4 protein-coding genes, 1 tRNA gene and 1 pseudogene are annotated in these 7,269 nt (G+C 72.9%); 3 read left to right on the top strand and 3 right to left on the bottom strand.

Features of this window, described 5'->3' with window-relative positions:
- A pseudogene (locus tag IF99_RS0129590) lies at positions 1-547 on the bottom strand (hypothetical protein); the annotation flags it as partial.
- A gap of 180 nt (positions 548-727) precedes the next feature.
- Between IF99_RS0129590 and IF99_RS0129585 the strand changes: the two are divergent.
- The 3 genes from IF99_RS0129585 to IF99_RS0129575 all read left to right on the top strand — a co-directional run bounded on the left by IF99_RS0129585 (position 728) and on the right by IF99_RS0129575 (position 5,286).
- Positions 728-801 (top strand) — tRNA-Lys (locus IF99_RS0129585).
- Between the two features lie 583 nt (positions 802-1,384).
- On the top strand, positions 1,385-3,352 hold the full coding sequence (locus IF99_RS0129580; protein WP_031001419.1) for a glycosyltransferase family 2 protein: 1,968 nt from the start codon (positions 1,385-1,387) through the stop codon (positions 3,350-3,352).
- Positions 3,349-5,286: a kelch motif-containing protein gene (locus IF99_RS0129575; protein ID WP_031001417.1), complete on the top strand. Its 1,938-nt coding sequence runs from the start codon at positions 3,349-3,351 to the stop codon at positions 5,284-5,286. Before IF99_RS0129580 ends, IF99_RS0129575 begins: the two co-directional genes overlap by 4 nt.
- 141 nt (positions 5,287-5,427) lie before the next feature.
- Here IF99_RS0129575 and IF99_RS0129570 read toward each other — a convergent pair whose 3' ends face one another.
- A complete protein-coding gene (locus IF99_RS0129570) occupies positions 5,428-6,459 on the bottom strand; it encodes a glycoside hydrolase family 6 protein (RefSeq protein ID WP_199806586.1) in 1,032 nt (343 codons plus the stop codon).
- Between the two features lie 153 nt (positions 6,460-6,612).
- Entirely contained in the window at positions 6,613-7,014 is a 402-nt protein-coding gene (locus tag IF99_RS0129565) for a hypothetical protein (protein WP_031001413.1), read from the bottom strand.
- Between the last annotated feature and the right edge of the window lie 255 nt (positions 7,015-7,269).

Raw genomic sequence — 7,269 nt, 5'->3', positions numbered from 1 at the left:
CCCCGGCCTCACGCCGCGCCTCCGCCTCGTCCGGACCGGTCGCGCCCCGCCCCAACGCGGGCGCACCCGCAGCACCGTCCCGCGTCCCCCCGGCCTCACGCCGCGCCTCCGCCTCGTCCGGACCGGTCGCGCCCCGCCCCAACGCGGGCGCACCCGCAGCACCGTCCCGGGTCCCCCCGGCCTCACGCCGCGCCTCCGCCTCGTCCGGACCGGTCGCTCCGCGCCGCGCGGCGGGGCCGGGCGCTCCCCGCCCGTTCGCGCCCTTCGCCTCGGTGCCGCCCTCCGCGTCGGGCCGGGTGTCGCGGGCCGTGACGCGCGGCGGCTCCGGGGCCGCGGAGGCCGGGGGCGCGAGGGGGGCGGCTCCGAGCACGGAGGTCGCGGCGGCGGCGACGGCGAGCACGGCCCGCACCCCGGACGCCCCCGTACGCCCGCGACGCCGCCGCGGCCCGGCCGGTGCGGCGGGGGCGCGCTCGGCGGCGCACCCGGGGCACGGGCAGGCCGCGCCAGGCTGGAACTCCTCGAAGACGGGACCGGCGATGAGATTCACGTCACACCCTCTGGGACACATCAGACGAAATCTGTACATACGTCAGTTTCCCAACGCCTGGGCCGGCCCGCATGTTGACGCCTCGAATGCCGCATCGCCCCCGGTCACGGACGTGCGAACGCTCATCCCCGGCGGTTTGGGAGCACCCTCGAGGATCGGGTAAGGTTCCGACGTCAGCAGGCGCCGCTAGCTCAGTTGGTTAGAGCAGCTGACTCTTAATCAGCGGGTCCGGGGTTCGAGTCCCTGGCGGCGCACCGACACGGAAGGCCCCCCGAGCGATCGGGGGGCCTTCCTCGTTTCCACCGGGCCGACTGCGCCCTGGAACTCCGGTACCGGCGTCGGGACATCCGTCGCGCCCGGCCACTCGCCCCCCGGGGCCCCGCCACGTCCGCGCCGCGACCCGTCGCACTCCCGGCCGCCATCCGGCGCGCCCGCGCCCCTCGCACGCCCCGGCGCGCACCTCCACTCCCTTCCGCACTCCGATCCCCCGGATCTCGTGCCCCTCATACACCCGTTCGGACCGTCAACCGATCAGTTGTACTGATTGGCGGATATGCACGGTAAACACATTGTTTCGCCCTTGCGATCATGGCTCGTGGCGTAGAACTCTTTTCGAGTCGTCGCGGGGGGCGGGACGCACGGGGGCCATGCCGGGAGGGGCATCGCGCAACCAGCGCGCAGGAGAAACATCCTCTGCCGTGCCGGAAGCGACCCGCCACGCCCACCGGCCGAGCCGGTCGACGACAGCACGCGCCCGCACGGCGGCCGGAGGGGGCCGCGGCGGGCGAGGGAGAACGAGACCACGCGGCCCGGCGCCGCGTGCGGGGGGAATGACTCATGACGCCGACCGGTGACGATCCGGCGCGCACGATCCAGCTCAGAGGGGAGCAGACCAGGACCGGCACCTTCCGCGGGCTCCGCGGCGCGCTGCCCCGCTACGACTACGAGCACTACAGCCGGCTCGCCGGACCGCTCACCGAACCCGATCCGTCCCGCCCCTACCGCGTCCGCTACCGCAGCCTGCTCGGCCAGGAGGAGCACCGGGTGCGGGCGGCGCTGCTGCTCTGCGCCGCCCCGGTGCTCTCGCTCGGCCTGCTCGTGTGGCTGCTCCAGCCCGCGCACTGGACGGAGCGCGACTACCCCGCGTACGGCTTCCTGCCGGTCCTCGACGTCGTGATGCTCGTCGCGATCGGGCTCATCGAGCTGTTCCGCTGCCTCAATGTGCTCTCCAACGCGCACGCGACCCTCGTCGCCCGCGACCCGGTGCCCGTCGTCCCCGAGACCGGGACGCGCGTCGCCTTCCTCACGTCCTTCGTGCCGGGCAAGGAGCCCCTGGAGATGGTGACGCGGACGCTGGAGGCGGCCGTGCGCCTCAGGCACCGCGGTGTGCTGCACGTATGGCTTCTCGACGAGGGCGACGACCCGGAGGTCAGGCAGGTGTGCGCGCGGCTCGGCGTGCGGCACTTCTCGCGCAAGGGCGTCGCGCGCTGGAACCAGCCCCGGGGGCCGCACCGCGCGAGGACGAAGCACGGCAACTACAACGCCTGGCTCGACGCGCACGGCGACGCGTACGACTACTTCGCCTCCGTCGACACCGACCACGTCCCGCTCCCCAACTACCTGGAGCGGATGCTCGGTTACTTCCGCGACCCGGACGTCGGCTTCGTCGTGGGGCCGCAGGTCTACGGCAACTACGACAGCTTCGTGACCAAGGCCGCCGAATCGCAGCAGTTCCTCTTCCACGCGCTCATCCAGCGCGCGGGCAACGCCTACGGCGCCCCCATGTTCGTCGGGACGTCGAACGCGGTGCGGATCGCGGCGCTGCGCCAGATCGGCGGCCTGTACGACTCGATCACCGAGGACATGGCGACCGGCTTCGAGATGCACCGCGCCCGCAACCCGCGCACGGGCCGCAAGTGGAAGTCGGTCTACACGCCCGACGTGCTCGCCGTGGGCGAGGGCCCGGCCGCCTGGACGGACTTCTTCACGCAGCAGCTCAGGTGGTCGCGCGGAACGTACGAGACGCTGCTCAAGCAGTTCTGGAAGGCACCGTTCACGCTGCCGTTCGGGCGCTTCTTCAACTACACGATGATGGTCCTCTTCTACCCGATGTCCGCGCTCAACTGGATTCTCGCGGCGCTCTCCTGCGCCCTCTTCCTCGGCCTCGGGGCCTCGGGCGTCGACATCGACCCCTCGGTGTGGCTCATGCTCTACGGCAACGCGTCCGCCCTCCAGATCGGCCTGTACGTCTGGAACCGGCGGCACAACGTCTCGCCGCACGAGCCGGAGGGCTCCGGCGGGGTCGCGGGCATGGCGATGTCCGCCATGTCGGCGCCGCTGTACGCGCGTGCGCTCGTGGACGCCGCGCTGCGCCGCGGGAGCCGCTTCGTCGTGACGCCGAAGGGGGACTCGGCGAGCCCGGACACGCTCTTCGGGACCTTCCGCGTCCACCTCTTCTTCCTCGCGGTCTTCGGCGGCTCGCTCGGCGCCTCCTTCGCGCTCGGCCACGACCACCCGGCGATGATCGTCTGGGCCTCGCTCGCACTGCTCATCACGGCGGCGCCGATCCTGCTGTGGCGGTGGTCGCTGCGGCACGAGAAAACGGCGACGGGCGCGGTACGGGAGAAGGGGGCCGCGGGCGTGGAGGGCGCCCCCGCGCCCGTCCCCCCACCGACGCCCGTCGCCGCCCTGCGCGGCCGGCCGATGGGCCCCGGCCGGCCGGAGCGCGCCGGGCGCGACCCGCGGCCCTCGTGGGCCGCTGCGGACGACGGCGTGACCGTGCGGATCGGGGGGCGTGAGGCATGAGGGACCGCGCCAGGCTGCGCCGGATGCGCCGGGTCGGGGTCGGAGCCGTCGTCGTGGTGGCGGTCGCCGGGATGAACGCGCCCGCGATGTACCGCTTCGGCTCCGAGCGGTACCACCACTACAAGATCAACAGACCCGGGTACAAGGAGCGGAACGGGCACTGGGACATCCTGAACTTCCCGAAGGAGTACCGGCAGAACACGATCCACGCCGCGCTCCTGCGCACCGGCAAGGTGCTGCTCATCGCCGGTTCGGGCAACAACCAGGACAACTTCGACGCGAAGAAGTACGACACGCGCGTCTGGGACCCGGAGACCAACACCATCAAGAAGGTCCCGACGCCCGACGACCTCTTTTGCACCGGGCACACCCAGCTCGCGAGCGGCAACCTCCTCGTCGCCGGCGGCACCAAGCGGTACGAGAAGCTCAAGGGAGACGTGAAGAAGGCCGGGGGCCTCATGATCGTCCACAACGAGGACCCTGACGCGCCGAAGACGATCAGAACCGGCACGAAGTTCGTCGGCAAGGAGTCCGGCAAGACCTTCGTCGCGAAGGACCCGGCGGTCGTCGAGCGGGCGAAGAAGGTCTTCGACAAGAAGACCGGGAAGTTCCTGCGCACCGAGCCGGGCCTCGACCGCATCTACGTCGAGGCCGAGAAGGAAGGCACGAAGTACGAGACGGGCTCGCAGGACAACTACCGGGTCGAAGGGCTCACAGGCGCCGACCGGCACAACGTGTACGGGATCGCCGAGAAGCTCGCGCTCGACAAGAAGGACTTCCAGGGCATCGACGACGCCTTCGAGTTCGACCCGGTCGCCGAGAAGTACGTCAAGGTCGACCCGATGCACGAGGCCCGCTGGTACCCGACGCTGACGACCCTCTCGGACGGCAAGGTCCTCTCGCTGTCCGGCCTCGACGACATCGGCCAGCTCGTCCCCGGCAAGAACGAGGTCTTCGACCCGCAGACCCGTACGTGGACGTACACGAAGAAGCGGCGGCAGTTCCCGACGTACCCGGCGGTCTTCCTGCTCCAGGACGGGCGGCTCTTCTACTCCGGGTCCAACGCCGGGTACGGACCGGCCGACGAGGGGCGCGAGCCCGGGATCTGGGACCTGGAGTCGAACCGCTTCGACAAGATCGGGGGGCTCGGCGACCCCGACCGCATGGAGACCTCGGGCACCGTGCTGCTGCCGCCCGCGCAGGACGAGAAGTACCTCGTGATCGGCGGCGGGGGCGTCGGCGAGTCCGCGAAGTCGAGCAGGAAAACCCGGCTCATCGACCTCAAGGCCCCCGACCCGCGCTTCCACGACGGGCCTTCGCTGGAGAAGGGCACCCGCTACCCGCAGACCTCGGTCCTGCCCGACGACAGCGTCCTCGTCGCGGGCGGCTCCGAGGACTACCGGGGACGCGGCGACTCCGACATCCACCAGGCCCGCCTCTACGACACCGGGACGAACACCTTCCGCCGCGTCGCCGACCCCCAGGTGGGCCGCAACTACCACTCGGGCTCGCTCCTGCTGCCGGACGGGCGCGTGCTCTTCTTCGGCTCCGACTCGCTCTACGCGGACAAGGCGAACAGCAAGCCGGGCACGTTCGAACAGCGCCTGGAGATCTACACGCCGCCGTACCTCTACCAGGGCGCGCGGCCGAGCCTCGGCAAGGGACCGGCCGCTGTCGAGCGCGGCGGCACGGCGACGTACCCGAGTGACGACGCGGCCTCGATCCGCACCGCGCGCCTCATCCGCCCGAGCGCCTCGACGCACGTGACGGACGTCGACCAGCGCTCGGTGGCGCTCGGTCTGAGGCGGAGCGCGAAGGGGGTCGAGGTGTCGATCCCCGAGAACCGGAACCTGGTGCCGAGCGGCTGGTACATGCTCTTCGTCACGGACGCTCACGGGACACCGAGCAAGGCCAGGTGGGTCGAAGTGAAGTAGCGTGACAGGAGGGCGAGTTGGGTCGGGGTCCGGCGGGGCCCCGACCCAACTCGCCTGTGCGCACGGCGCTCACGCGGGAACGGCCCCTCGACCGTCGCGAAGCCGGGAACGGTCAACCGGCCACCGCGAAGCCCGAGACGGTCAACCGGCCTTCGCGAGTCCGAGGGCGTAAGCGCCCCACCACTCGCCCGCCTTGGGGCCGCCCTTGCACGTACCGTCCGACTCGCCCGGCCGCTTCACCCACAGGTACGCGTCCACGAGCGGGTCCGCCGTCCGCGTCGTCGGCGGCTCACCGAGCGCGCGCCCCGGCGGGTTGCACCACCGCTCGCCCGGATCGCCTTCCGTGGAGGGGCCGTTGCCGTTGCGGCTGGTGTCGACGACGAAGTGCTTGCCCCCGACGAGTGCCGACAGCTCCTTGCCGTAGGCGATGCTCCGCTCCGTCGTCTGGAAGTTGGAGACGTTGACGGCGAAGCCGTCGGCCGCGTCGATCCCAGCGCGCCGCAGCGGTTCGGCGAGCGCTTCGGGGCGCTGCCAGCCCGGATTGCCCGCGTCGAGGTAGACCGTGGTGTGCGGGAGCGCGCCGAGCTTCTCGACGGCGCCCTTGAGGAGGTCGAACCGCTCCTCCTGGAACGCGTCGGGGGTGCAGCCGTCCACGAGGTGCAGGACGGCGTCGGGTTCGAGCACGACGGTCGCGGGACCGTCGCCGATGCCGGCGGCGACCTTGTCGATCCAGGCGCGGTACGCGTTCCCGTCCGCCGCGCCGCCGCCCGAGTACTGGCCGCAGTCGCGGTGCGGGATGTTGTAGAGGACGAGGAGAGCGGTACGGTCCGCCCGCGCGGCGGCCTCGGTGAAGCCGCGCGCCTCCTCCTGAGCGCCCTCGGGGGTGAGCCACTGCCCCACCGGCTCGCGCGCGATGCGCTCGACGAGCCGCGCCTCGGCCTCCTTGCCCTCCGCGCGGTACCCGGCGAGCGCGGTGGCCGCCGTGCCGCGCGGGTTGACCCAGTACGGGTCGTGGTCCTTGGGCCGTTGCCCGAGCGCCGCGCGGGTCTCGTGCGGCTCGGGATCGTCGCCGCCCTTGTCGCCGCCGCCCGAGGAGCACCCTCCGAGCACGGCCGCCGCCACGAGCGCCCCGGCCAGGGCTCCGCGCCACCCGCGTGCGTCACTGCCGTACATCCACTCCCCCTAGGGTGTACCGGTGAGGCTCCAATCCTGACATAGCGGGATGCCCCCTACGGGCTCTCCGGACCGATCCGCCCGGTGCGTGCGGGAGTTGGGCGGCTGGGCGAGCGGGGGCGAGCGGGAGCGGGGGGCAGCGCCCGGCACGCGTCAGCGGCGGCCCCGGCGCAGGACACCGAGGGCGACGACCAGGGCGGCGGTCGCGGCGAGGAGGAGGCCGACGACCGCCTGGGCCGTGCTCGGCCCGGCCGCGCGGGCGACGGGGACCGAGGCGGGGCGCGCGGCGGCACGGCGCGCTTCGGGGCCGGGGGCGTACGCCTGGCGCGAGGGCTGCGCGCGGGACGTGTCGCGCGGCGGGCAGGAGCGGGAGGGGTACGAGGTGGGGACGAACGTGGCCTCGGGAACGGCCGGGCGGACCGGGCACGCCCCGGCGTGCACCGCCGGTCGCTCCGGGGCCCCGCCCCCCGCCGAGGCGGCCCCCGACGAGCCGAGCACGGCCGCGAGCAGCGTCGCGACCGAAGCCGCACACAGCGTGACGCATGACGGACCCATGGTGAACCTCCCTCCCTCAGGAGGGTGCTGCCCCGGCCCGCCGGACGCATCCGCTGCGCGCGCGGCGTTCCCCCGGCCGGGTGAAGGAACGTATGCGCGAAGGGTGAGAGGAGTAGCGCGCGTTTGCCGCACGGGGGGGCGCCCGCCCCGCCCGCGAGCACCCCGGCCGCCCCTCCCCCGCGCCCCCGCACGCCACGGACCGCCTGTACCCCCTCCCGTCACCGAATCGCCCCATCCCCCCGCACCCCCGCATCC

This window comes from Streptomyces sp. NRRL F-5630 (genome assembly GCF_000719475.1).
Taxonomy (GTDB): domain Bacteria; phylum Actinomycetota; class Actinomycetes; order Streptomycetales; family Streptomycetaceae; genus Streptomyces.
Note: the sequence above shows the minus strand (reverse complement) of the source record. Positions and strands in the feature narration are given on the sequence as shown.